The following is a 23,360-nucleotide window of genomic DNA, read 5'->3' as shown; positions in this document are numbered from 1 at the left end:
CGAACGAAGTGCCCAGAACACAGGAACAGGCCCAACATGCGTAGAACCAAGATAGTCGCCACGCTGGGACCGGCCACGGACTCGCCCGCAGCCATGCGGGCGTTGGTGCGGGCGGGAGTCGACGTGGTACGCATCAATTTTTCCCATGGCGAGGCGGATGATCATCGCAAGCGCGTCAGCCGGTTGCGCGAAGCCGCCGCCGAGGCCTCGCGCATCATCGCCGTGCTGGGGGATCTGCAAGGCCCCAAGATCCGCATCGCCCGGTTTGCCAAGGGCAGTGTCGAACTGAACGAGGGCGATCCCTTCGTGCTGGATGCCGAACTGGATCCAGGGCTGGGAGATGTTCAGAAGGTCGGCCTCACCTACAAGGAGTTGCCCGGGGACGTGAACGCCGGGGATGTCCTTTTGCTGGATGATGGCCGTCTGGTGCTGGAGGTGCAGCGGGTGGATGGCCCGCGCATCCACACTCATGTGGTGGTGGGCGGCACCCTGTCCAACAACAAGGGCATCAACCGCCAGGGGGGCGGCCTCTCCGCCGCGGCACTCACCGACAAGGACGTGAACGACATCCGCCTGGCGGCGGAACTGGAGGTGGATTACCTGGCCATCTCCTTCCCTCGCTGTGCCGATGACATCCATCAGGCCCGCCAGCGCCTGCGGGATGCCGGGGGGGATGGTGCCATCTGCGCCAAGATCGAACGGGCTGAGGCGGTCACCGCCAGTGACGAGATCCTGGAGGCCACCGACGCCATCATGATCGCCCGAGGCGATCTGGGGGTGGAGATCGGCGATGCGGAACTGCCCGGCGTGCAGAAGCGCCTCATCCATGATGCCCGCACCCGCAACAAGGTGGTGATCACGGCCACCCAGATGATGGAGTCCATGATCACCAGCCCCATTCCCACCCGGGCCGAGGTGTTCGATGTGGCCAACGCCGTGCTCGATGGCACCGACGCCGTCATGCTCTCGGGAGAGACGGCCACCGGGCGGTATCCCGACAAGGCCGTGGCGGCCATGGGGCGCATCTGTGAGGCCGCCGAGCGCCAGCGCAGCGCCCGGGTGTCCACCCATCGCATGGACAGCTATTTCCAGCGGGTGGATGAGGCCATCGCCATGGCCACCATGTACACGGCCAATCACCTGGATGTGCGCGCCATCGCCGCCATGACGGAATCCGGCTCCACGGCCCAGTGGATGTCCCGGATCAGTTCCGGCATACCCATCTTCGCCATGACCCGCCACGAGCGCTCCTGCCGCAAAATGGCCCTGTACCGCGGCGTTTACCCGATACTGTTCGTGAGCGAAAACACCAGTCACGCGGAGAATAACCGCCAGGTGGTGGACATCCTTCGGGAGGCTGGGGTGGTGCGGGACGAGGACCTGGTCATCATCACCAAGGGGGATCTGACCGGGGTGATGGGTGGCACCAATGCCATGAAGATCGTCCAGGTGGGCGCGCTCCAGGATGGCGTCACCTGAATGCAGCAAACCGCCGCTGTCGGTCCGGGTATGTGACCGCGGCGGTCAGGTCATGATAACGATAGCGAACCTGCGATAAATTGTTTCTCAAGCAAACCAAAAGGAGGTCCCAATGGCCCTGATTTCCCTTCGACAACTGCTGGACCATGCTGCCGAACATGGCTATGGCATGCCCGCGTACAACGCCAACAACCTGGAGCAGGTGCAGTCCATCATGCAGGCTGCCGACGAGGTGGACTCGCCGGTGATCATCCAGGCCTCGGCCGGTGCCCGCAAATACGCTGGCGAGCCCTTCCTGCGTCACCTGATCGTGGCCGCGGTGGAACAGTACCCTCACATCCCCGTGGTGCTGCACCAGGACCACGGCGGTGAGCCGGCGGTGTGCCAGGCCTCCATCCAGTCCGGGTTCACCTCGGTGATGATGGACGGCTCCCTGATGCCTGACATGAAGACACCGTCCACCTACGACTACAACGTGGAAGTCACCCGACAGGTGGCCGACATGGCCCACTGGGTGGGCGTTTCCGTGGAGGGTGAGCTGGGTTGTCTGGGCTCCCTGGAGACCGGCCAGGCCGGCGAAGAGGACGGTTCCGGTGCCGAGGGCACCCTGTCCCATGATCAGCTGCTCACCGATCCGGACGAGGCCGCTGATTTCGTCAAGAAGACCCATGTGGACGCCCTGGCCATCGCCATCGGCACCTCCCACGGCGCCTACAAGTTCACCCGTCCGCCGACCGGTGACATTCTGGCCATCCAGCGCATCAAGGAGATCCACGCCCGCATCCCCGACACCCACCTGGTGATGCACGGCTCCTCCTCGGTGCCCCAGGAGTGGCTGAAGATCATCAACCAGTACGGCGGCGACATGGGCGAGACCTACGGTGTGCCCGTGGAGGAGATCCAGGAGGGCATCAAGCACGGCGTACGCAAGGTGAACATCGACACCGACCTGCGCATGGCCTCCACCGGCGCGGTGCGCAAGTTCCTGGCCGAGAACCCCAAGGAATTCGATCCGCGCAAATTCCTCAAGGCCTCCACCGCCGCCATGAAGGACATCTGCAAGGCCCGTTACGAGGCCTTCGGTTGTGCCGGCATGGCCTCCAAGATCCGGCCCATGAACCTGGAGGCCATGGTGGCCCGCTACAAGTCCGGCGAGCTGGACCCCAAGGTGAAGTAAGCCTGGGGGGGCGCCCGCCCCCCTCACCCCAACCCCTCTCCCCGGTGGGGAGAGGGGCTTTAAGCCGCTCGCTCCCCCTGCAACCGGGTCGGACTCCCCGCCTCCACCCGATACACCGGTGCCTGCGACGCAGGCAGCGCCTCCCGACCCCGGATGCGATCAGCGATCTTCTCCGCCATCATGATGGTGGGCGCATTGAGATTCCCCGTGACGATGCGAGGCATGATGGACGCATCCACCACCCGCAGCCCTTCCACCCCATGTACCCGTCCCTGGTCGTCCACCACGGCCATGTCATCCTCCGCCGTGCCCATGCGACAGGAGCCGCAGGGGTGATAGGCCGTTTCCGCGTGATTGCGGACGAACTCGTCCAGCTCCAGGTCCGACCTGGCCTGGGCCCCGGGGGCCAGTTCGCGGCCCCGGTAACGATCCAGGGCTGGCTGGGCCATGATCTCCCGGGTGAGGCGGATGGCGTCCCGGAACTCACGCCAGTCCTGCTCATGACTCATGTAATTGAAGCTGATCCGCGGCGCCTGCCTCGGGTCTGCAGCGGCCAGGCGCACGTGCCCCCGGCTGGGTGAGCGCATGGAACCCACATGGGCCTGGAAGCCGTGGGCCTCCACCGCCTGAGTGCCGTTGTAATTGATGGCGATGGGCAGGAAGTGGTACTGCAGGTTGGGCCAGTCAAAACGGGTTTCACTGCGGATGAACCCGGCCGCCTCGAACTGATTGCTGGCCCCGATGCCGCGCCCGCCCAGCAGCCACTGGGCGCCGATCCAGGGCTGGTTCCACCACTTCAGGGCCGGATACAGGCTGATGGGTTCCTTGCACGCATACTGCACATAGATTTCCAGATGATCCTGGAGGTTGTTGCCCACGCCGGGGAGTCCATGGATCACGGGGATATCCAGGTCCACCAGCTCCTGGGCGGGACCGATCCCCGAGCGCTTCAGGATGGCAGGGGAGAGGATGGCGCCGGCGCAGACCAGCACCTCCCGTTCGGCCCGAACCTCCTGGCGGCGGCCCCGCTGGATGTAACTCACGCCTCGGGCGGTGCGACCCTCCATGATGATGTGGTCGGTGAGGGCGCGGACCTGGATGTCCAGATTGGGCCGCTGCCGGGCCTGATCCAGGTAGCCTCGCGAAGTGCTGGCGCGGCGGCCCCGGGCCGTGGTGGTGCGGTCCATGGGGCCAAAACCCTCCTGCTGGTATCCGTTCACGTCCTCCGTGCGGGGGTAACCAGCCTGTTCGGCGGCCTGGATGAAGGTCTCGAAGAGGGGGTTGTTGCCGGGCTTGGGCGTGGTGACATACAGCGGCCCCTGGTCACCATGGTAGTCATTGGCGCCGATGTCCCGGGTCTCGGCCTTGCGAAAATAGGGCAGGCAGTGGGCGTATTCCCAGCCGGGCAGGCCAAAATCGCTGGCCCAGTGGTCGTAGTCCAGGGCGTTGCCACGGATGTAGCACATGCCGTTGATCAGTGAGGAGCCGCCCAAGCCCTTGCCCCGGCCGCAGTCCATGCGTCGCCAGTTCATGTGGGGTTCGGGCTCGGTCTGGAAGGCCCAGTTGTACTGTCGGCCCTGCAGCGGATAGGCGAGGGCGGCGGGCATCTGGGTGCGAAAGTCCAGGCGCCAGTCCCGGCCACCGGCTTCCAGCAGCAGCACCCGGGTGTCCGGGTCCTCGGTGAGGCGGGCTGCCAGCACGGCCCCGGCGGAGCCGGCGCCGATGATGATGTAGTCGTATGTATTGGTTTTCATGGGGTAATGCCCCTTGGTTGAATGGGTTGGGGGTGCACAGATGGGGGGTGAGGGACGCGGAGCCCCCCCCGTCAAAACACGCTCTGCACCTCTCCCAGTTCCACGTACACCGACTTGCGCTGGGTGTAATGCTCCAGCGCCGCCAGCCCGTTCTCCCGCCCAAGCCCCGATTGCTTGTAACCCCCCACCGGCATCTCCACCGGCGACAGGTTGTAGGTGTTGATCCAGCAGATCCCCGCCTGCAACTGATGGATCACCCGGTGGGCCCGGGACAGGTCGCGGCTGAATACCCCCGCCGCCAGGCCGTAGCGCGTGTCGTTGGCCCGCTGGATCACCTCCTGCTCGGAGGCAAAGGATTGCAGCACCATCACCGGTCCGAACACCTCCTGACGCACGAGGGGGTGATCGTCGGGGCAATCGGCAAACACTGTGGGGGCCACGAAGGCCCCTTCCGGCGCCGAGCCGGGCGACAGGGTCTCGCCCCCAATGAGCAGTTTCAGACCATCGGCACGGGCCCGGTCGATATGGTCCATCACCTGGTCCCGATGGGCATGGCTGATCAGCGGACCCAGATTGGTCTCGGGGTCCAGGGGATCCCCGGCACGGATCTTCCCGATGCGTTCGAGCAAGCGCGCCTCGAACGCTTCGCGTACGGACGATTCCACGAACACCCGGGTGCCGTTGGTGCAGATCTGGCCGCTGCTGTAGAAATTGGCCATCAGGGCGGCGCTCACCGCCTGTTCCAGATCCGCGTCGGCAAAGATGATCAGCGGCGACTTGCCCCCCAGTTCCATGGTCACCTGCTTGAGATTGCTGCTGGCCGAATCGGCGGTGACCGCCTTGCCCGTTTCCACCTCACCCGTGAACGAGACCTTGGCAATCTCCGGGTGACCGGTCAGGGCACGCCCGGTATCCGCATCTCCTTGCACCACATTGAATACACCCTCCGGCAGCCCGGCCTCGGTGAGGATCTCCGCCAGCACAAGGGCCGAGAGTGGCGTCACCTCGCTGGGCTTGAACACCATGGCATTGCCGGCGGCCAGGGCGGGGGCCGCCTTCCAGCAGGCGATCTGCAGGGGATAGTTCCAGGCGCCAATGCCCGCGCAGACCCCCAGGGGCTCGCGGCGGGTGTAGATGAAGGCCTGCTCGCCCTGGGGGATCTGTTCACCCTCCAGCGCCATGGCCACGCCGGCAAAGTACTCCAGGGCATCCGCGCCCGTCTGGATGTCCACGGCGGTGGTCTCGCTGATGGGCTTGCCGGTATCCAGGGTCTCCAGGGTTGCCAGCGCGTCGTTGCGCTCGCGCAGCAGGTCCGCAGCCCGGCGCAGCACCCGGCCCCGTACCATGGGGCTCAGGGCGGCCCAGACCCGCTGGCCCTCACGGGCCGATTGCACGGCGGCATCCACCTGCTCCGGGGCGCTGCTCTGCACGCGGGCCAGGGTCTGGCCCGTGGCCGGGTTGACCGTGTCGAAACACGGGCCGCTGGGGTCGGTCACCCGACGGCCATGAATGTAACCGCCCTGAATCGGGTCGATCTGGGGTAGTGGCATGAGGGGGCTCCGGAGTGGGGTCAGTGGGTCTGGGCCAGCCAGAAGCGGGCGTTTTCCCGCGCCAGGCGGCGGCAGCCGTTGATGTCGATGCCGTCGGGGTGTAGCGCGCCCCGCAGCCACAGGCCGTCGATCAGGCCAGCCACCGAGCGGGCCGCATCCCGTGCCTGAGTGGGTGGCAGGCGTTTGCGGAACTGGTGGCACAAATTCGAGTATAGGCGCCGTTCGTTCACCCGCTGCAGTCGCTGCAGCGCAGGCTGGTGCATACTGGATGCCCAGAACTCCAGCCAGGTGCGCATGGCGGCCCGATTGGTCTGTGTCGAGTCGAAATTGCCGTCGATGATGGCGTCCACATGCCCTTCCACGTCGTCGGCGTCCAGGCCCTGGCGGCGCTCCGTGACGGCCCGGCCCAGTTCGGCCAGCAGGTGGCGCATGGTGGCCTCCATCAGCCCGGACTTGCCGCCAAAGTAATGGCTGATGATGCCGGTGGACACCCCCGCCAGTCGGGCAATGCGGGCAATGGTGGCATCCGCCAGTCCATACTGGTGGATGGCGGTCAGATTGGCCCGGATGAGTTGCTCGCGGCGTCCGTTGAGTGATCCGTGATGAGGCATGCTCTGTCCCTGGTCGTGGATATGACCTTCACTCTAACCAAAATTGAATGAGCGTTCAATGTGTGTTTGAATGAACGTTCAATCAATATCCGATCAACTGTATGGGAGAGAACCTTTCATGGCTTCATTACCCCGAATCCTGACCGCCGGCGCGGCGATCTGCATGCTGGCTGCCCCGTTTGCCACCCTGGCAGGCAGCGACGAACCCGAGGCCTGTGGCCAGGTGCGCTTCGCCGAGGTGGGCTGGACTGACATCACGGCCACCACCGCCACGGCCCGTGTGGTCCTTGAGGCCTTGGGCTACGACACCACCAGCCTCACCGTGTCGGTGCCCATCGCTTATGGTGGTCTGGCCAATGATGATTTTGATGTCTTTCTGGGCAACTGGATGCCCAGCATGGCCAGCATCATCGAACCCTACGAGACTCGGGGCACGGTGGAGACCATTGCCACCAACCTCACGGGCGCCAAATACACGCTGGCGGTTCCCCAGTATGTGCACGATGCGGGCGTGACACATTTTTCCGACCTGGCTGAGCACCGCCGGGAGTTCGGTGGACGGATCTATGGCCTGGAGTCGGGCAATGACGGCAACGAGATCATCCATGACATGATCGACCAGGATGCCTATGGCCTGAGTCGCTTCCGGGTGATGGAGTCCAGCGAGGCGGGCATGCTGGGCGAGGTGCGCCGCAGCACCGGCAATGGCGACTGGATAGTATTCCTGGCCTGGGAACCTCACCCCATGAACACCCGTTTCGATATTGCCTATCTGGAGGGCGGCGAGGATTTCTTTGGCCCGGACTTCGGGGCCGCCACCGTGCACACCAATGTGCAGACCGGCTATGTGGACCGCTGTCCCAATGTGGGCCAGTTCCTCAAGCAGTTGAGCTTCACCCTGGAGATGGAAAATCACCTCATGGATCAGATCATGAACCAGGACGTGGATCCCAAGCAGGCGGCCCGCGACTGGCTGCGTGACAACCCCGAGGCGCTGGAGCCCTGGCTCGAGGGCGTGACTGACCGCCAGGGTCGTCCTGCACTGGAGGTGGTGAAAGAGGCTGTGGCCGGCTGATCCCGGCTCGGCTGAACCCACTCCCTATGATCGGCGTCTCCCCGTGGGAGCGGCCCTCGGCCGCGAAGGGCCTGACGGTCGGCCTCGCACCCAGGCCGGAGAGCGGAGTGGACCTCGGGGTGCCCGGATCCCTTGCAGCGGGACGCCGTGAATACATCCATGTAGGCTCTGCAGCCGCTTCCTGCGGCTGGAGCCCGCTTACAGGAATCCGGGCACCCCGAGGTCCGGACGCCACGGCGTTCTTTTCGAAAAGCCCTTCGCGGCCGAGGGCCGCTCCCACGGGGGCGGGGTTCGTGCCGGACAGCAGCAGACGATAGTGGAACCTGGCGCGCCGCTCCCACGGGGGCGGGGTTCGTGCCAGGGGGGGCGGTGGCAATGGGCTGTCGGTTGCCCTGGATGAATCCCTGCGGGGGCTGCCTTTCATTCGCACGGCGTGCTGACCTATGCTGTATCCTGATCGCCGCTCCAAAAATCGCCCCCCCGCATGCCCCCCACACACTTGGTAAAGCTCCAGCTGACGCACCGTCGCTTCTGCAGGCCCTCCCCGTTGATGCTGGCGTTCGTCGCCTGCTGGCCGATGTCGGGCGCGGCCATCACGTGGGAAGACTGCGCGCGGATCAACGCGGATGATGAACGCCTGGCCTGTTACGACGCTCTGGTCGGCGAGCAAACGGATGCGGCCCCCGCCGCGGATGCGCTCACCGCCATCGAATTACCCGAGCCGGAGCCGCCCGAGCCGCCCGCCCGTGAGTCGGCGGAGGGGCGTCCCACTTCCCGGCTTGCCAGCACCTGGGGATTCTCACCCGACTCCGATGCGCACATGCTGCGGGTGCATCAACCCAATTACTTCCTCCCGGCCCGATACTCCGATCGCACCAATGACCGGCCCTTCGCGCCACTGGCGGGGATCGATCCCGCGGCTGATCAGGATCTGGACTCGGTGGAGTCCAAGTTTCAGTTCAGTTTCAAGGCGCGCCTGTGGACCACCCATGACCGTCGCTGGGGCGTGTGGGCGGGTTACACCCAGCAGAGTCAGTGGCAGGTGTACAACGAGGACGTGTCACGTCCTTTCCGGGAGACCAACTATTCGCCCGAGTTGATCCTCAGCTATCGCCCCGGTCTGCGCCTGGCCGGTTTCGATTGGGAGGTGCTCAACCTGGGCTTCCTGCACCATTCCAATGGTCGGTCCGAGATTCTTTCACGCAGTTGGGATCGGTTGTACGCGGGGGTCGGTCTGGAGCGGGACGACCTGGCCCTGGTGGGGCGGCTATGGCATCGGGTGCCGGAAGGCAAGCAAAGGGACGATAATCCGGATATCACCGACTATTACGGCTATGGGGACCTGACGGCTTCGTACCGCCATGGGGATCACCGCTTCACTGCCATGCTGCGGGGCAACCCGTCCACGGGTCGGGGTGCGCTATCGGCCTCGTGGACTTCGCCTCCCGTGCTCGGTCCGCTGCGCGGCTACGTGCAGGTCTTCTCCGGCTACGGGGAGAGTCTGATCGATTACAACTGGTACCAGAATACCGTGGGGGTTGGCGTCAGTCTGAACGACGTTCTGGACTGATGCGTCGGGGCGAACTCAGTCCATGAGTGCCACGGCCCCGATCTCCAGCACGAAGGGCCCTGCGGCCTTGTCGGCGAGCATGAAGCCCAGTTGACGCACCTGGGCCGGTTTCAGGGGCGGGGCATCGGAGAGGATTCGGCCACGGAACACGGGTTCGAAGCCGTCGAAGGGCAGTTCCACCTCCCGCCATTCACCCTCCGTGGTATCAAAGTGCTGGCGGTAGGCCATGGCATCGTTCCCGGTGTCGGTGCGCAGTCGCAACTGGTAGGTGCGCCCGTCGCCACGCACCCGTAACAGGATGCCACGGGCCTGACCCATCTCAAGGGTATCGGGTATCCGGCGCACGGAGGCGAAGCCGCCGTTGTTGGCCAGGGAAATCTCCCCCGTGAAGACCGCCACACCCTCCTCGCTGATCTGGAACCGGCTGCGTGACAGCCCCCCCATGACACCGTCGTTGACGATCTGCCACCGCGCTGACTCATCGGCAGCATGCAGGTCGATCAATGTGGTCATCATTCCCTCCTGGCTCGCGAAGAATCCGGGTTTGGTCAGGTCTTTACGCACCGTATCACCGGAAGCCGGTGTCAGGCGATGTTTCAGTGCCACGCCATCCTGCGGGAAAAGAGGGGGTTGCCCAGTGTGGTCACCCGTGGGTGAGGCCCATACCCCCTCCAGATAACCCGCCCTCTTCAATTGTGGCACCTGGCGCTCGATCCAGGCCTGCCGCTCCAGTACATAGGAGGATGGACGATTGGCCCTCAGGCGCACCGGGCCCGGCAGCACTGCCGCCAGGCGTGCCGCCTCCGACTGGGTGAGGTGGCTGGCCGGTTTGTCGAAGTAGGCCTGGCTGGCCGCCTCCACCCCGTAGATGTTCGGCCCGAACTGGGCAGCATTGAGATACACCTCCAGGATGCGCTGCTTGGGCCAGAGCCACTCGATGAATACGGTCAGATAAGCTTCCACTCCCTTGCGCAGGAGACTGCGCTCTGGCCACAGGAACACGTTCTTGGCCGCCTGCTGACTGATGGTGCTGGCGCCCCTGAGTCGTCCTCCCTCCCGGTATTCCCGAAGGGCCGCACGGATGGAACCGAAATCAAAGCCCCGGTGATTCATGAAGTTCTGGTCCTCGGCGGCGATCACCGCATAGGCCGCCTCGGGAGCGATGCGATCCCGGGGCACCCATTCGTGGCGCACCGGCACCTTGTGCCCGGAGGCGCGGCTGGAATTCTCATGCAACACCATGAAGGCCGTGGTGGGCGGATCGACCCAGCGCAGTCCACCCACCACCAGGGTCGTGGAAACCAGCAGCAACAGGACAACCCCCACCGTCAGGCGGATCAGGAAGCGCCGGAATGACCAGCGTCGGGGTCTGTGATAATGGCGGCGTCTCACAGGGCGTAATATCTCAAGTTCAAGGTGACAGCGGAAGGCCATTCGGGCACGTTTGCGGCGAGGACCCGGACCTGGGACTTGTGGACCAAACCTGAAGTGCTTCGTGCCCTCGACGACGCAAATGCGGTGTATCACAGGGGAATTTCCCATTATCCACAAAAGCTGTGGATAACTCTGTGGATGGTGTGTCGGAAACTGCTCCCAGCCCCCGTGGCACGTGGCCTGTTCTCAGACTGATTACTTTTTGATCAATATCGTAACTGTCTGATATATTGAGCTTATTTTGAGTGTTCTCAAGTCTGACTGAAGGTGGCGGGATCAGCGTGCAGGGTGTGCCCGTCGCGGGCCCCTTGTGCATAATGTCAAGTGTTCAGGCGCCGCACTGACCCGTTTTTCGGGCTTACTGGTGGGCTGCGGCCCCATCACCCATTTTCTGTGTGGATTCTGCCCACCTTGCTCCGTTTCGCCTTGCCAACCTGGATGCTGATCACCCTGCTGCTGATGGCATCGTCGGCCTCGGGGCGGTGGATGCTGGATATTGGCGATGTGCAGGGCGATGGCTGGTCCATGACGGGTGTCACGCTGGAGATGACGCTGGCGCCCGGCCCGACCGGAGCGGACGCGATTCGTCTACACGTGGATCATCTGCACCTGCCGGACCCGGTGGGCTCGGCGAAGGCCTTGGAGGTGACTTGCCCCGGAGGGCGTCTGGAGCCCACACGGCTGAAATGCCCCGCCATCCGGCTCTCTGGACGTCATCCCTGGCTGACCCTCAACCAGGTGTCCGGGCAACTGGATCTGGGATTTGATGGCCGCCTGGAGCTGACGCTGAAGCAACTCCCCCTGGCGGATGGGCGTATGGACGTCTCGGTCACGCACGACGCGGGGCAGTGGGGGGTGCGTGCTCAGGGCCAGCGGCTGGCGTTGCGGGAAGTCCGCGGGTTGGCAGAAAGGGTGGGGGTGCCGCTGGAGGTTCTGATGCCCGAGGGCTTCCGGATGGAAGGTCATCTGGCGCTGGACTTCAAGGGCCGGGGCGGGATGGATGGCATCCAGGCCACTCAAGGCCGGGTGGTCTGGGGCGACGGTGCCTTCGCCGGCGCGGAAGGTACCCTGGCCGGGGAGGGCCTGGGCATGTCCCTGCAATGGGATGTGCGCCAGGAGGGTTCGGCCTGGCAGGGGGTGCTGGCCCTGGATTGGGATGAGGGTGCCCTGTACGTGGATCCGGTCTTCCTGGAGGTGGGGCCTGAACAGCCGGTCCGCGTCAGCACCCGGGTGGATTGGCATGACGGCAGGCTGTCCGTGAAGGATCTGGCGCTCGCCTGGGGGGAGGATCTGCGTCTGGCAGGGCAGGCGAGCCTGGATCCGGCGCACCTGCCCGGTAGTCTGAAGGCCACCCTGGACGTGGATCGGGCCAGGCTGCCGGCCGTTTACGAGGCCTTCCTGCAGCCCTTTGCCTACGGCACCGTCCTGGACGACCTGGAGACCGGCGGCCTGATCTCCGGGCGCCTGCAAATTCGCGAGGGCGCTCCGCAGCGGGCAGCCCTCACCCTCTCCGGCGTGGACGCGGACGACCGCAAGGGTCGTTTGGGCCTCTATGGTCTGGATGGGCGATTGATCTGGAAGTCTGATGGGGCGGCGCCCGTCAGTCATGTTTCCCTGGAGGGTGGGCACCTCTATCGCATCCCCCTGGGCATGACCCGCGTTGCATTGCAACTGGAGCAGGACGGTGTCCGGCTCACGCAGGAGGCACGGGTTCCGATACTCGATGGCGAGTTGCGCATGCACGGTCTGGAGGCCCTGGGCCTGGGCAGCGATGACCCGGTGGTGACCTTCGAGGCCAGCGTCATGCCCATCTCCATGGAACGCCTGGCGGCCAGCGTTGGCCGTCCGCTGTTCACCGGAACCCTGGCGGGCAGCATTCCCCGGGTGCGCTATCAGGGTGGTGAGCTCACCGTCGGCGGGCGCCTGGTGATCCAGGCCTTCGATGGCATGATCCGCGTGGGCAACCTGCGTCTGCGGGAGCCCTTCGGCGTGGCACCGGTGCTCTGGGCGGACATGGAGATGGACAATCTGGATCTGGCGTCCATCACCAACACCTTCGAGTTCGGTCTCATCGAGGGGCGCCTGAGGGGCCATGTAAGGGACATGATCCTGGTGAATTGGGAGCCGGTGCGCTTCGACGCGGCTCTGTACACGCCGCTGGATCAGCGCTTTCGGCGACGCATCAGCCAGCGGGCGGTGGATAATCTGGTGGGCCTTGGCGGTGGTGTCGGTGGCATGCTGGGTACCGGCTTTCTGCGCTTCTTCGATTCCTTTGGCTACCGGCAACTGGGCCTGTCCTGCCGGCTGCGTGGGGACGTCTGCGAGATGGATGGCGTGGCACCCGCGCCGGATGGTGTGGGGTATTACATCATCCAGGGGGCGGGTCTGCCGCGGGTGGAGGTGATCGGTTTCACGCGGCAGGTGGCCTGGCGGGATCTGATCCAGCGCCTGCAGGCGGCGGTGGAAGCCGGGGAGGTGAGTGAGTCCTAGCCCCTCTCCCGCTGGCGGGAGAGGGGTTGGGGTGAGGGCGCGGAGATGACGGTCGGGCACCAGGGTCTTGTGCTATCGTCCCGCCATGAACGCCCCCGAACTGCTTGCCCCCGCCGGTACCCTCAAGAACCTCCGTTACGCCCTGGCCTATGGCGCCGATGCCGTCTATGCCGGCATGCCCCGCTATTCGCTGCGGGTGCGCAACAACGAATTCGCCGCCCTTGAGGCCCTGGCGGAGGGCATCCGGCTCACTCATGCCGCCGGTCGGCGCTTCTTCCTGGCCGCCAACATCAGTGCCCATCAACCCAAGCTGGCCACCTTCGCGCGGGACATGGCCCCCGTGGTGGCGCTGCAGCCCGATGCACTGATCATGTCCGACCCCGGACTGATCATGCAGGTGCGCGAGCGCTGGCCCGAGATGCCCGTGCACCTTTCCGTGCAGGCCAACACCGTGAATGCCGCCAGCGTGCGCTTCTGGCAAGGCCTGGGGCTGACCCGGGTGATCCTCTCCCGGGAGCTCTCCCTGGGGGAGATCGAGTCCATCCGCCAGGACTGCCCGGACATGGAACTGGAGGTGATGGTCCACGGGGCCATGTGCATCGCCTATTCCGGGCGCTGCCTGCTGTCCGGCTACTTCAATCATCGCGACGCCAACCAGGGGGCCTGCACCAATGCCTGCCGCTGGCAGTACCGCCTGCACGCCGCCGAACAGGACGAGGGCGGCGATTGGATGCCCCGGGATGAAACTTCCCCTGCCAGCCGCCATCCCCAGGCGGATGAGCCCTTCCTGCTGGAGGAAGGCGAGCGCCCCGGGCAGCTCATGCCGGTGGAGGAGGATGAGCACGGCACCTATATCCTCAATTCCATGGACCTGCGCGCCGTGGAGCATGTGCAGCGCCTGGTGACCATCGGGGTGGATGCCCTGAAGATCGAGGGACGCACCAAATCCCATTATTACGCGGCGCGAACCGCCCAGGTGTACCGCCGGGCCATCGACGATGCCATGGCCGGCCGCGCATTCGATCCCGCCCTGCTGGAGGCCCTGGAGGGGCTGGCCAACCGGGGTTACACGGACGGCTTTCTCACCCGGCCCCGGGAGCGCACTGCCCAGAACTACGTCCGCGGGCATTCCGAGTCCGACCGGCGGCTGTTTGTCGGGGAGATCGAGGCCTATGACCCGGTCTCGGGCATGGCCCGGGTGGACGTGAAGAACCGCTTCGGGGTGGGGGATTGCCTGGAGATCATCACCCCGGGGGGCAGCCGCGAGATCGTGCTCGAGGCCATCACCGGCCGCGAGGGTCTGCCCGTGACACAGGCCCCCGGCGCCGGTCACCGGGTGTCCATTCCGCTGCCGCCGGGCGACTATCACATGGGCCTGATCCTCAGGCAGGTGGAGCCACCGTCCCCTTGATGCCGGCGTCGGGGTGGCGGAGACTATGAACCAGGAACCGTCACTGTACTGGAGATCATCCATGACCCCGATTGCCCGATGCGCGCGCCCGCTGGCGTGGTTTGGCCTGGCCTTTCTGCTGTCCGCCTGCGTGACCATCAACATCTACTTCCCCGCCGCGGCGGCGGAGGATGCGGCCCGCATCATCGTGCGCGACGTCCTGGGCGAGACGGAGCAGCCGCCAGCCCGTGATCCGGCCGAGGAGCCCGCTGCCTCGGATCAGGGAGCGCTGCGGGAGATGGGCAGCCGGGTGATGGTGGCCGTGCTCAACGGGGTGATCTCCCCGGCCCAGGCGCAGCAGCCGGATATCAACATCCGCTCCTCGGCCATCGATTCCCTGCGGGCTTCCATGCGCCAGCGGGCCTCGGGTCTGCGCCCCCACTATCAGTCCGGGGCGGTGGGCTTCACCAGCGATGGCCTGGTGGCGGTGCGCGACCTGAACGCGGTGCCGCTGCGGGATCGCTCGACGGTGCAGCGCCTGGTGTCCGAGGAGAACGCCGACCGCAACGCCTTGTATCGGGAGATCGCCCGCGCCAACGACCGCCCCGAATGGGAGTCCGACATCCGCAGGACCTTTGCCCGGGTCTGGGTGGAAGAGGCCCCCTCCGGCTACTGGTATCAGGATGAGCGTGGCCGCTGGCAGCAAAAATAGCCGCCGCTTCCTGGTCACCCTGGGTGCCTGCCTGTTCCTGTGGTGGGTGCTCACCGAGGGCGATCCCGGGTCCTGGACACTGGGGGTGCCGCTGGCCGTGCTGGCGGCACTCTCGGTATTCACCCTGCCCGCCGGGCGCCGCTACCGGATCGCCTGGCGCCAGGTTCTACCCTTCGCCCTGAGCTTCTTCTGGCAGTCCCTGGTGGGGGGCCTGGACGTCTCCCGCCGGGCCTTCTCGCCGCGTCTGCCGTTGCGTCCCGGGTTCATCGACTATCCCGTGCAACTGCGCCGGGGCCCGGCCCTGACCTTTTTCATGATCGTCATCAGCCTGTTGCCGGGTACGCTGAGCGTGGGTCTGCATCGGGCCTGCGTGCACGTGCACGTACTGGATCTGGGGCTTGACGTGCAGGGATCGCTGGCGGACCTGGAGGGTCGTGTGGCGCGCCTGTTCGGGATCACGATCCACCAAGGGGAGGCCTCATGAATGCGATCTGGATTGGCGCGGCCCTGTTCCTGCTGCTCACCGTGGCGGCGGGCATGGTGCGCGTGCTGATGGGGCCCCGCCCCGGCGATCGCATGCTGGCCGCCCAGCTCTTCGGTACCGCCGGCGTGGCCATGCTGTTGCTGCTGGCCTGGGGCCTGGAGATGCCGGCCCTGGTGGACGTGGCCCTGGTGTTCGCCCTGTTGTCGGCGGTGGCCACGGTGGCCTTCGTGCGCCAGCGAGGCCTGCCCCGTGAGGGTGGGGAAGAGCCGTGATGGGTCCGCTGGACATGGTCAGCCTGATCCTGGTGGTATCGGGCCTGGTGTTCTTTGCCGCCGGCAGCCTGGGGATGCTGCGGTTTCCCGATGTCTACACCCGCCTGCACGCCCTCACCAAGGCCGACAACCTGGGCCTGGGGCTGGTCGCCCTGGGTCTGATCCTGCAGGCGGGCAGCCTGCCCCTGGTGCTGAAGCTGGTGCTCATCTGGCTGCTGGTGCTGTTCAGTGGTGCCGCTGCCTGCCATCTGGTGGCGCAGCGGGCGCTCACGCAAGGTGAACCGGAATCGGAAGCCGGGGCCGACCCGGCGCGCCAGCCCCGGGGCCGGGAGGGTCGCGGATGAGCCCCTGGCAGGCCGGTTTGCTGTTGGCCTTTGACCTCACCCTGGTGCTCACCCTGCTGGGCGTGGCCTGGCAGTTGCTGCGGGGGGTGAACCTGTTTCGCTCGGTGGTGCTGTTCATTGCCTTCGGTCTGCTGCTCTCCCTGGCCTGGGTGCGCCTGCAGGCCCCCGATGTGGCCCTGGCCGAGGCCGCCATCGGCGCCGGGGTGACCGGTGCCCTGCTGCTGGTGGCCCTGGGGCGGCTGCGGCGCATGGCGTCGGGGCGCCACGGGGGGGAGGGATCATGAGTCGCCCGCGGCTGTCCCATGTGCTGACGTCCCTGCTGGCCGGGGCACTGGGCGTGGCCCTGGTGCTGATCCTGCTGGAACTGCCGGCCCATTCGGGTCTGGCCGAGCCCGTGACCGAGGCCATGGACCGTTCCGGGGTGGGGCATGAGGTGACCGCCGTGCTGCTGAACTTCCGGGGTTATGACACCTTCCTGGAACTGGCGGTACTGCTGCTGGCCGTCTGGGTGGCCTGGTCCCTGGGCCGCCAGGATCCGGTGCCCGCCCGTTCGGTGCGGGGGCCGGTGCTGCGCGGCACCCTGCGTCACCTGGTGCCGGTGGCCGTGCTGACGGGGGGTTACCTGGTCTGGGTGGGGGCCAGCACCACCGGTGGGGCCTTTCAGGGCGGGGCGGTACTGGGCGCGGCCGGGGTGATGCTCGTGCTGGCCCGGCCCCGGTCGCTCCCCCGGGTGCCGCGACTCGGGCTGCGATTCGTGGTGGCCCTGGGGGTGCTGGTGTTCCTGGCCAGCGGCGTGGGCGGCCTGCTGGGGGGGCATGGGTTCATGGGCTATCACCCGGACTGGGCCTATGCCCTGATCGTTGCCGTGGAACTGGCGGCCGCCGTGTCCATCGGTCTGGGGTTGGTACTGCTGTTCCTGGGAGGACGTGTTCAGGGAGATGACGATGATCACTGAGAACCTGGTGGGTGAGATCTATCTGGTCTGCGGCGCCCTGCTGTTCGTGCTGGGGGTGCACGCCCTGGTGGTGCGTCCCCACCTCCTGGTCAAGGTGCTGGCCGTCAATATCATGGGGTCCGGGGTGTTCATGGTCCTGCTCACCGCGGCCTCCGGTCCCGACCTCATCGATCCGGTGCCCCATGCCCTGGTCATCACCGGCATCGTCGTCGCCGTGTGTGCCAGCGCCGTGGCCCTGGCGCTGATGCTCAAGGTGAGGGCTGCCACGGGGCAGGCACGCCTGCCATCGGAAGCCCCGGAGGACTGACATGCCCATCGCCGGCCTCACAGGCGGGCTGTCCTGGGCAGCCTTGATCGTGATCGTGCCTCTGGTCGGGGCCCTGCTCACCGGGTTGTGGCCCCGGGCGGGGGGCTGGGTGGCACTGGTCGTGGCCCTGCTCACCCTGGGAACGACCCTGGGCGGCGCGCTGCATGTGTGGTGGCAGGGTCCGGAGATCCATGCCCTGGGCGGTTGGGAGGCCCCCTTGGGGATCGCCCTGGTCCTGGACGGACTGGCGGCCTTCATGCTGCTGCTCACATCGGTGGTGGGGCTGTTCGTCACCCTCTACGCCCTGGGCTACGTGGGCCGACAGGAGCGCTCCGGCCGTTTCTGGGTGTTGTGGCTGTGGCTCTGGGCGGCCATGAACGCCCTGTATCTCTCCGGTGACGTGTTCAACCTTTACGTCACCCTGGAACTGGTGGTGCTGGCCTCGGTGGCCCTGGTGGCCCTGGCCAGCGGCGGGCCGGCCCTGGTGGCCTCCATGCGCTACCTGCTGTTGAGCCTGCTGGGTTCCCTGGCCTATCTCATGGGGGTGGCCCTGCTCTATGGCGCCTACGGGGCACTGGATCTGATCACCCTGGCGGAGCAGGTCACCCCCGGCCACCTGCTCATGATGGTGGCGGCCCTGATGACCGTGGGGCTGATGGCCAAGACCGCGCTCTTTCCCCTGCATGGCTGGCTGGCGCCGGGGCATGGCAGTGCGCCGGCTGCCGCCAGCCCCATCCTCTCGGCCCTGGTGGTGAAGGTGTCCTTCTACCTGATGCTGCGCCTGTGGCTGACCCTGTTCCCGGACCTGGCCACACCGGCCCTGGGCGTGCTCATGGGAGGGCTGGGGGGTGCCGCCGTGATCTGGGGCGGCATCATGGCCATGGCGGCGGATCGGCTCAAGCCTTTCGTGGCCTACTCCACCGTGGCCCAGGTGGGTTACCTGGCCCTGTTCTTTCCCTTCATGCTGGCGGTGCCGGGTGGCTGGCGGGCGGTGGTGTTCTTCGCCGCCGCCCATGCCTGTGCCAAGGCCACCGTGTTCATGGCTGCCGGCACCCTGCAGAGGGCGGCGGGGCACGACCGGATGAGCGAACTGGCGGATGTGATGCGGGGGCGCCCCATCAGCAGCTTTGCCATGGGGATCGCCGGCGCCGGTCTGGTGGGCCTGCCGTTCACCGGCGGCTTCATCGCCAAGTGGTTGCTGGTGGAGACCGCCATCGCCGGTGACGTGTGGCCCTGGGCCGTGGTGGTCGTGGTGGGCGGGCTGCTGGCCGGGGCCTATGTGTTTCGCCTGCTGGGTCCGGCCTTCCTGGCGGGGCGCGGCAGCCCCGGTCGTCCCATTGCCGGGATCATGGAATGGTCCACCCTGGGCATGGCCCTGGTCTCCATCGCCCTGGGGTTCGCCGGCGCCGCCTCGCTGCAGTTGCTGGACGCCACCGTGACCGGTCCGGGAGGTCTGTGACATGGAACCGGGTGGCTTTCTGCTGGTGATCATCCTGATGACCTCCCTGGTGCCGGGGCTGGTCATCTTCTTCCTGCGCGAGCAGCAGTTCGCCCTGCGCACCTTCTTCAACCTGGGCGGAGCCGGGCTCAAGCTGGCGCTGATCATCAGTCTGCTGGTGGGCGTGTACCGGGATGGCAAGACCTACAGCTTCACCCTGAACCTGTTGCCGGGCATTGATCTGGTGCTGGCCGCCGACGCCCTGTCCCTGCTGTTCGCCACGCTCTCGGCGGTGCTCTGGCTGGTGACCACCATCTATGCCATCGGCTATCTGGAGCATTCTCCCAAGCGCAGCCGCTTCTTCGGTTTCTTCAGTCTGTGCGTGAGTGCCACGGTGGGGATCGCCTTCTCCGGCAACCTGGTCACCATGCTGATCTTCTATGAGATCCTCACCCTGGCCACCTGGCCCCTGGTGGTGCATCGGGGCACGCCGGATTCCTTCCGTGCCGGGCGTATCTATCTGGCCTACACCCTGATCGGCGGAGCGGTGCTGCTGGCGGCGGTGGTCTGGCTGACGGTGCTGGCGGGCAGTCAGGATTTCACGGCCGGTGGTTATCTGCGCGATCTTTACCCGGAGCATGAGTGGGCGCTGCCCCTGCTGTTCGTCATGTTCGTGGTGGGGTTCGGGGTCAAGGCGGCCCTGCTGCCCCTGCACAGCTGGTTGCCCCGGGCCATGGTGGCGCCGGCCCCGGTCAGTGCCCTGCTGCACGCGGTGGCGGTGGTCAAGGCCGGGGCCTTCGGTATCGTGCGGGTGATGAATGATGTTTACGGCATCCAGCTGGCCGCGGACATGGGGATGACCCTGCCGCTGATGGGGCTGGCGATCCTCACGGTGCTGTATGGCTCGGTGCGGGCCCTGTTCACCCAGGATCTCAAGCGTCGGCTGGCCTTTTCCACGGTGAGCCAGGTGTCCTACATCATCATCGGCGTGGCCCTGGCCGGCCCGGTGGGGGCCGTGGGGGGGCTGGTGCACCTGGTGCATCAGGGGGTGATGAAGATCACCCTGTTCTTCTGCGCCGGCAACTTCGCCGAGACCCTGGGCATCCATCGTATCGAGGAGATGCGGGGGGTGGGGCGGCGCATGCCCTGGACCATGGCCGCCTTCACCCTGGGAGGACTGGGGATGATCGGGGCACCCCCCATGGCCGGGTTCATCACCAAGTGGTACCTGGGGATGGGGGCCCTGGAGGTGGGGCAGGGCTGGGTGATCGGCGTGCTGCTGGTGAGCAGCCTGCTCAATGCGGCGTATTTCCTGCCGCCGATCCTGGCGGGCTGGTTCGGTCGGCCCCAGCATCACTGGTCCCAGGATCGTTTCCGCGACGGTCTGCTGGAGACCCACTGGATGCTGCTGCTGCCGACGCTGGCGGTGGCGGCCATGGCCCTGGGTATGGGGCTGCTGGCCTCGTTGAGCATCAGTCCCCTGTACTGGGTGACCTTCATCGTGGAGTTCGAATACGGCTATGAGCACATCTGGCGTGCCGTGTTCGAGGAGGTGGATCCATGAGCGCGGCCGTCGCTCCCTGGCTGGCCTTGATCCCCGGCATGCCGCTGCTGCTGGCCTTCCTGCTGGCCCTGGACGGGCGGGGTGCCCTCTGGCGCCTGACGCCGCTGGCAGTGTTGCCGGCGTTGCTGGGGGCGGTGTTATTGCCCGTGGGGGCATCGGCGGAGTATCCGGCGGTGCTCCTGGGGGCTGAACTGGCCCTGGATCCCATCGGGCGGGGGCTGCTGCTGGTCACGGCACTGCTGTGGGGGGCGGCGGCGGTCTTTGCCCAGGGGTATCTGGGGGGCAGCGCGGGAGCGGGCGTGTCTAGGCTGATAGGTTCGGAGCACCGCCATTCGCGGCCGGGGGCCGCTCCCACAGAGCCGGGACTGGTGCGCTTTCATGTCTTCTTCCTGCTGGCCATGGCGGGCAATCTGGGGTTGATCCTGGCGGGGGATGCCATGGTCTTCTACGCCTTTTTCGCCCTCATGAGCCTGTCGTCGGTGGGCCTGGTGGTGCATGAGCGCACCCGGGAGGCCTGGCGGGCGGGCTGGGTTTACCTGGGCATGACCATGCTGGGGGAGGTGGCGCTGTTTTCCGGGCTGGTGCTGCTGGTGCACGGTGCGGGCGGGCATTCCCTGGCGGAACTGGCTTCGGAGGCGCCGGCCAGTCCTCTGGCGGCCGCGTTGCTGCTCATCGGGCTGGGCATCAAGGCGGGCTTGTTGCCCCTGCATCTTTGGTTGCCGCTGGCGCATCCGGCGGCGCCGACACCGGCGAGTGCGGTGCTGTCGGGGGCGATGATCAAGGCGGGTCTGTTGGGGTGGATGCGTCTGCTGCCCGAAGGAGAGGCCACGCTCTGGGTGGGTGATCTGCTGGTGGTGCTGGGGTTGCTGGGGGCATGGTTCGGGGTGGTGGCCGGGGTGTTCCAGTCGCGACCGAAGACGATCCTGGCGTATTCGAGCATCAGTCAGATGGGGCTGATGATTGCGGGGCTGGGTGTGGCGATCCAGGTGCCTGCCCTGGCGCCGGTCCTGATGGCGGTGGTGGGCTTTTATGCGATGCATCATGGTCTGGCGAAGGGGGCGCTGTTTCTGTGTGTGGGGATTGCGGGCCGGGTGCGGGGGCCGTGGATTCTGGCCTATGTGGGTTTGCCGGCGCTGGCATTGGCGGGTTTGCCGCTGACTTCGGGCTGGGTGGCCAAGACGGCCCTGAAGGTGCCCATGGAGGGGCCGCTGGCGGATCTGTCGGTGGTGCTGTGGGTGCTGACGCTGGCGGCGGCGGGGACGACACTGTTGATGGTGCGGCTGGTGGCGGTGATGTTGCGTGAGCGGGGGCCTTCGCGGCCCCTGCCGCTGTCGATGTCGATGCCCTGGCTGGTGCTGGTGGTGGCGGGTGTGCTGTTGCCGTGGTTCTGGGTGCCGGACTGGACGGAGGCTTCGCTGGATGCCTATCGATTGTGGTCGGTGCTCTGGCCGATGCTGTTGGGGCTGGTGGTCGGTCTGCTGGGCTGGGCGGTGGCCCGCTGGCGCGGCTGGGGCATGCCGGGATGGATTCCTGAGGGCGATGTGTGGGTGCCGCTGGAGCGCCTGGGTGGCTGGTGGTTACGGGTCTTCGGGGGTGTGCCGGGGCGGGTTCATTCCCTTTGGGATGGGGTCATGGAGTTGCTGGGTGAGGGTGTCCGGGGTTTCTGGAACGGGGTACTGGCCTGGGCGGTCCGGGGGGAGCGCCGGATGGTGCAGTGGGAGGTGATGGGGGTACTTTTCCTGGGGCTGGTGCTGGGGGTGTTCCTGGTGCTGGCGTTGTCGTTGGGGTGAGGTTGTTGATGTAGTCTGGTTTGGGGTGCCTGGGTTGGGTCTTGTGTGAGCTTGTGGGAGCGGGCCTTGCCCGCGAAAGGCGTGCCCGGGGTGTGCTTCGGTGGTGGTTCCCCTCATCGGGGCCGCATTCCTTGCGGCGGGACGCCGTGAATACGTCCCTGTAGGCTTGGCCACCGCATCCATGCGGTGAACACCCGCCTCCAGGAACCCGCCCCCGCTGAGGCGACTCAGCATCGGTGGCTATCGGTGGCTATCGGTGGCTATCGGTGGCCGGGCCCCTCTCCCCTTGGGGAGAGGGGTTGGGGTGAGGGCGCCGAATCACGGGGCACCCCTCAGGATCCACTCTTCACACCCAGCGCTTCAAGCACGGCGTCGGCAGAGCTTTCCACCACCTGCCGGGGCTTGTCCACGCCGAGCCATTCCACCCGGCCATTGTCCACGATCATGGCATAGCGTCGGGAGCGGGTGCCCATGCCGCCGCCGGAGGCGTCCACGTCCAGGCCGACGGCTCGGGTGAAGTCGGCGTTGCCGTCGGCGACCATGAGGATGCGGTCGCCCACTTCATGGATCTCTCCCCAGGCATTGAGCACGAAGATGTCATTCACCGCCACGCACATCACCCTCTCAATCCCAGCCGCCTTGAGCCGATCATGGCGGGCGATGAAGCCGGGCAGGTGGATGCCGGAGCAGGCGGGGGTGAAGGCGCCGGGGACGGCGAACAGGGCCACCCGGAAACCGGTGAAGAGCTCCGAGGTGGAGATGGGCTGGTCCCCCGCGGGTGTCATGATGCGCAGGGTGACCTCGGGAATCGGCTCACCGGTCTGGATGGTCATGGCTGGCTCCTCCTTGGGGTTTGCGAAGCCCGGCATTTTAGAGGCGACTTATGATGAATGGCCAGTCGGCCCGGGCCGGTATGGTTTGATCCTGTCGTGGCTTGTATCCTGACAGCATTGGCCACCTGAAA

Annotated in this window: 19 protein-coding genes and 1 pseudogene; 15 read left to right on the top strand and 5 right to left on the bottom strand. The window is 66.4% G+C overall.

Going from position 1 to position 23,360, the window contains the following annotated elements; genetic code table 11:
- Nucleotides 1-36: 36 nt before the first annotated feature.
- Together pyk and fba are read left to right on the top strand one after the other, a co-directional pair.
- A complete protein-coding gene (pyk, locus tag ECTHA_RS0112780; protein ID WP_025282665.1) occupies nt 37-1,479 on the top strand; it encodes a pyruvate kinase in 1,443 nt (480 codons plus the stop codon).
- A 112-nt stretch (nt 1,480-1,591) separates the two neighbouring features.
- A complete protein-coding gene (gene fba, locus ECTHA_RS0112775) occupies nt 1,592-2,656 on the top strand; it encodes a class II fructose-bisphosphate aldolase (protein WP_025282664.1) in 1,065 nt (354 codons plus the stop codon).
- 59 nt (nt 2,657-2,715) lie between these two features.
- Here fba and betA read toward each other — a convergent pair whose 3' ends face one another.
- From betA to betI, 3 genes are all read right to left on the bottom strand, one after another.
- Nucleotides 2,716-4,410, bottom strand: a complete 1,695-nt coding sequence (betA, locus tag ECTHA_RS0112770; RefSeq protein WP_026623791.1) for a choline dehydrogenase — start codon at nt 4,408-4,410, stop codon at nt 2,716-2,718.
- 71 nt (nt 4,411-4,481) lie between these two features.
- Nucleotides 4,482-5,960 carry a betaine-aldehyde dehydrogenase gene (gene betB / locus ECTHA_RS0112765; RefSeq protein WP_025280297.1) on the bottom strand — a complete coding sequence of 493 codons (1,479 nt, stop codon included), beginning with the start codon at nt 5,958-5,960 and terminating at the stop codon, nt 4,482-4,484.
- Between the two features lie 20 nt (nt 5,961-5,980).
- Nucleotides 5,981-6,571 (bottom strand): transcriptional regulator BetI, encoded by a 591-nt coding sequence (gene betI / locus ECTHA_RS0112760; RefSeq protein ID WP_025280296.1) that lies wholly within the window; start codon nt 6,569-6,571, stop codon nt 5,981-5,983.
- A gap of 118 nt (nt 6,572-6,689) precedes the next feature.
- Here betI and choX point away from each other — a divergent pair, with 118 nt between their 5' ends.
- Together choX and ECTHA_RS0112750 are read left to right on the top strand one after the other, a co-directional pair.
- Nucleotides 6,690-7,646, top strand: a complete 957-nt coding sequence (gene choX, locus ECTHA_RS0112755; protein WP_025280295.1) for a choline ABC transporter substrate-binding protein — start codon at nt 6,690-6,692, stop codon at nt 7,644-7,646.
- A 550-nt stretch (nt 7,647-8,196) separates the two neighbouring features.
- Nucleotides 8,197-9,216: a phospholipase A gene (locus ECTHA_RS0112750; protein WP_084306989.1), complete on the top strand. Its 1,020-nt coding sequence runs from the start codon at nt 8,197-8,199 to the stop codon at nt 9,214-9,216.
- Nucleotides 9,217-9,231: 15 nt separating this feature from the next.
- On the opposite strand, the gene mtgA is transcribed toward ECTHA_RS0112750, so the two are convergent.
- Nucleotides 9,232-10,608 (bottom strand): monofunctional biosynthetic peptidoglycan transglycosylase, encoded by a 1,377-nt coding sequence (gene mtgA, locus ECTHA_RS20160; RefSeq protein ID WP_025282518.1) that lies wholly within the window; start codon nt 10,606-10,608, stop codon nt 9,232-9,234.
- Between the two features lie 453 nt (nt 10,609-11,061).
- Here mtgA and ECTHA_RS0112740 point away from each other — a divergent pair, with 453 nt between their 5' ends.
- From ECTHA_RS0112740 to ECTHA_RS0112685, 11 genes and pseudogenes are all read left to right on the top strand, one after another.
- The gene (locus ECTHA_RS0112740; protein ID WP_026623787.1) at nt 11,062-13,140 is read left to right on the top strand and encodes a translocation/assembly module TamB domain-containing protein; all 2,079 of its coding nucleotides are present in this window, start codon (nt 11,062-11,064) and stop codon (nt 13,138-13,140) included.
- Nucleotides 13,141-13,225: 85 nt separating this feature from the next.
- Entirely contained in the window at nt 13,226-14,551 is a 1,326-nt protein-coding gene (gene trhP, locus ECTHA_RS0112735) for a prephenate-dependent tRNA uridine(34) hydroxylase TrhP (RefSeq protein WP_025282516.1), read from the top strand.
- A 61-nt stretch (nt 14,552-14,612) separates the two neighbouring features.
- Nucleotides 14,613-15,242, top strand: a complete 630-nt coding sequence (locus tag ECTHA_RS0112730) for a YdbL family probable chaperone protein (protein WP_025282515.1) — start codon at nt 14,613-14,615, stop codon at nt 15,240-15,242.
- Nucleotides 15,214-15,726: a Na+/H+ antiporter subunit E gene (locus ECTHA_RS0112725; RefSeq protein ID WP_084306985.1), complete on the top strand. Its 513-nt coding sequence runs from the start codon at nt 15,214-15,216 to the stop codon at nt 15,724-15,726. The genes ECTHA_RS0112730 and ECTHA_RS0112725 overlap by 29 nt, the downstream gene beginning before the upstream one ends.
- Nucleotides 15,723-15,998 carry an MrpF/PhaF family protein gene (locus tag ECTHA_RS0112720; protein ID WP_025282513.1) on the top strand — a complete coding sequence of 92 codons (276 nt, stop codon included), beginning with the start codon at nt 15,723-15,725 and terminating at the stop codon, nt 15,996-15,998. Before ECTHA_RS0112725 ends, ECTHA_RS0112720 begins: the two co-directional genes overlap by 4 nt.
- Nucleotides 15,999-16,012: 14 nt before the next feature.
- Nucleotides 16,013-16,342 carry a monovalent cation/H(+) antiporter subunit G gene (mnhG, locus tag ECTHA_RS18300; RefSeq protein ID WP_419398080.1) on the top strand — a complete coding sequence of 110 codons (330 nt, stop codon included), beginning with the start codon at nt 16,013-16,015 and terminating at the stop codon, nt 16,340-16,342.
- A pseudogene (locus ECTHA_RS0112705) lies at nt 16,339-17,297 on the top strand (hydrogenase subunit MbhD domain-containing protein). The gene mnhG and the pseudogene ECTHA_RS0112705 overlap by 4 nt, the downstream one beginning before the upstream one ends.
- Nucleotides 17,287-17,604 (top strand): NADH-quinone oxidoreductase subunit K, encoded by a 318-nt coding sequence (locus tag ECTHA_RS0112700; RefSeq protein WP_051582651.1) that lies wholly within the window; start codon nt 17,287-17,289, stop codon nt 17,602-17,604. The pseudogene ECTHA_RS0112705 and the gene ECTHA_RS0112700 overlap by 11 nt, the downstream one beginning before the upstream one ends.
- A 1-nt stretch (nt 17,605) precedes the next feature.
- Nucleotides 17,606-19,063: a complex I subunit 5 family protein gene (locus ECTHA_RS0112695; protein ID WP_025282510.1), complete on the top strand. Its 1,458-nt coding sequence runs from the start codon at nt 17,606-17,608 to the stop codon at nt 19,061-19,063.
- Nucleotide 19,064: 1 nt separating this feature from the next.
- The gene (locus ECTHA_RS18295; RefSeq protein WP_035369609.1) at nt 19,065-20,606 is read left to right on the top strand and encodes a proton-conducting transporter transmembrane domain-containing protein; all 1,542 of its coding nucleotides are present in this window, start codon (nt 19,065-19,067) and stop codon (nt 20,604-20,606) included.
- Nucleotides 20,603-22,396: a complex I subunit 5 family protein gene (locus ECTHA_RS0112685; protein WP_025282509.1), complete on the top strand. Its 1,794-nt coding sequence runs from the start codon at nt 20,603-20,605 to the stop codon at nt 22,394-22,396. The genes ECTHA_RS18295 and ECTHA_RS0112685 overlap by 4 nt, the downstream gene beginning before the upstream one ends.
- Before the next feature lie 332 nt (nt 22,397-22,728).
- Here the strand turns inward: ECTHA_RS0112685 and ECTHA_RS0112680 are convergent, their stop codons facing one another.
- Nucleotides 22,729-23,229: a peroxiredoxin gene (locus tag ECTHA_RS0112680; protein WP_025282508.1), complete on the bottom strand. Its 501-nt coding sequence runs from the start codon at nt 23,227-23,229 to the stop codon at nt 22,729-22,731.
- Nucleotides 23,230-23,360 lie beyond the last annotated feature (131 nt).

Origin of the sequence: Ectothiorhodospira haloalkaliphila ATCC 51935, assembly GCF_000633935.1 — a bacterium.
Taxonomy (GTDB): Bacteria; Pseudomonadota; Gammaproteobacteria; order Ectothiorhodospirales; family Ectothiorhodospiraceae; genus Ectothiorhodospira; species Ectothiorhodospira haloalkaliphila.
Note: the sequence above shows the minus strand (reverse complement) of the source record. Positions and strands in the feature narration are given on the sequence as shown.